Source organism: Bacillus sp. YC2, assembly GCF_019891195.1.
In the GTDB taxonomy this organism is placed as follows: domain Bacteria; phylum Bacillota; class Bacilli; order Bacillales; family Bacillaceae; genus Bacillus.
The window spans coordinates 1-2,208 of sequence record NZ_JAHXDO010000030.1; the positions used below are offsets into that span (position 1 = coordinate 1).

The window sequence follows — 2,208 nt, forward strand, 5'->3', positions numbered from 1 at the left end:
CCTTGGTATGGCGGGAATACGTGCTTGTCATCTTTCAGTACAGACAATTTATATTGTTCTAATTCACTGTCCGTTGAGTAAGCATCTGCTACCTGAATATCACCTGTTTTGATTGCATTGTAACGAAGTTTCGGCTCCATCGTCACCAGATTCGAAAATGTGATTCCATACGTTTTCTGAATGCCGCGATATCCGTCTTCCCGATCGGCAAACTCTAAAGTAAAACCGGCCTTCAGGCTGTTCTGATGACTTTTTAAGTCCGATATGGTTTTAAGATTGTATGCAGCAGCTAATTGCTTCGGTACTGCTAATGCATACGTATTGTTATACTTCATCGGCATGAGCAGTTCCATATCAAATGTTTTAAGCATTCCTTTTTTCGCTTGTTCATACACCTGTTTTTCATCTGTACTTACGGGTGTTTCTTTTAAAAACTCAGAAATGGCCGTGCCGGTAAATTCCGGATAAATGTCAATATCCCCTGATTTTAATGCATTGAATACAAATGAAGTTTTGCCGAAGCCGGGTTTCAATTCCGCGTGTAAATCGGTCTCTTGTTCAATAAGAAGCTTATACATATTGATTAAGATTTCAGGCTCAGAACCCAGCTTTCCCGCGATGACAATGTTTTTGTTCCCCTGTCCGAAAGAAACTGATATGGTCAGGACGATTAAGACGGCTGCTGCCAGTACTCCAATACCAACCAATGATTTTTTAAAAGAAACGTTTTCAAGCTTCCGAAGCAGGAAATCAAACAGGATAGCCAGGATGGCGGCCGGTATAGCTCCAATAAGAATAAGTTCTGTATTATTTCTATCAATCCCGAGAAGAATTAAGTCACCTAAACCTCCGGCCCCAATAAGAGCCGCTAATGTTGCAGTGCCGATAATTAAAACCATGGCAGTTCGTATTCCCGCCATTATTACTGGCATCGCCAAAGGAAGCTCTACCTTTCCTAACCTCTTTCTGCTGTTCATTCCCATAGCCCTGGCAGCTTCAATTAAGGAAGGATCAATCTCCTTAATCCCTGTGTATGTATTTCTTAATATAGGCAGCAGTGCATAAACAATAAGTGCGATAACAGCAGGTATTTTCCCTATACCGACTATAGGAATGAGAAGACCGAGCAGCGCCAGTGACGGAATGGTTTGCAATACGGCTGTTATACCTATGATGACTTCTGACAGCTTTTGTTTTCTCGTCAGATAAATACCGAGGGGAATAGATATGATAACGGCAAAAAAGAGAGCGATCAGAGAAATTTGAATGTGCTCCAGCAGCGCGTTTATCAGCTGTCCTTTCCTGTCTGATACTTCATGTAAAAAACTATTCATTCATGTGACCTCTCTTTTGAATATGATCAGCCAGATACTGTATAAACGCCTGTCTGGTGATGACGCCTATCATCTCACCATTACGCTCAGCAAATACTTGATCATGTTGTGTTAATTTATCCAGAACCTCCTGTAAAGAGGTTGATACAGAAACTGTTTCAGAAGGATTCGATTGTGTAACGTCTGTTTGCTGTACGATGTCTTCAAGATTCATTTTTTCATTTGTTATGCCTTCCTGCACTCCGACAAAGTCTCTTACAAAATCATTGGCAGGCTGATGCAGAATATCATCAGGGGTGCCGATTTGAACAATTTCACCGTTATTCATAATGCATATCCGGTCTCCAAGCTTTAGTGCTTCTTGTATATCATGGGTGACAAAGACAATCGTTTTTTGTATTCTTCTTTGTAAATCCAGCATATCATCCTGCAATTTCACTTTTGTCATCGGATCAAGGGCGCTGAACGGTTCATCCATTAAGATCATTTCAGGATCTGCAGCTAAAGCGCGCACGACACCGATTCTCTGCTGCTGGCCTCCTGAAAGTTCATGAGGTTTTCTTTCACGGTATATTTCAGGATCTAACCCAACCATTTCTAAGAGCTCATTGACACGCTGTTTGATTGTTTCCCGTTTCCATTTTTTCAATTCGGGGACGACAGCTATGTTTTCTTCAATATTCATATTCGGAAACAGAGCGATTTGCTGAAGCACATATCCTATATTCCAGCGCAGCTCATGAATATCATATTCACTTATTTTCTGACCATTTATAGATATCGTACCGCCGGTCAATTCAATGAGGCGATTGATCATCTTCAATGTTGTCGTTTTACCGCTGCCGCTGGGCCCGATAATGACAAAGAATTCGCC

General features: G+C 41.3%; 2 protein-coding genes. Both read right to left on the reverse strand.

Annotated features, from left to right (window positions below):
• The coding region (locus KY305_RS19740) for an ABC transporter permease/substrate-binding protein (RefSeq protein ID WP_223063934.1) at positions 1-1,334 on the reverse strand (1,334 nt) is incomplete at its 3' end.
• On the reverse strand, positions 1,327-2,208 hold an 882-nt coding region (locus KY305_RS19745; protein WP_223063935.1), incomplete at its 5' end, for an ABC transporter ATP-binding protein. The genes KY305_RS19740 and KY305_RS19745, both read right to left, overlap by 8 nt.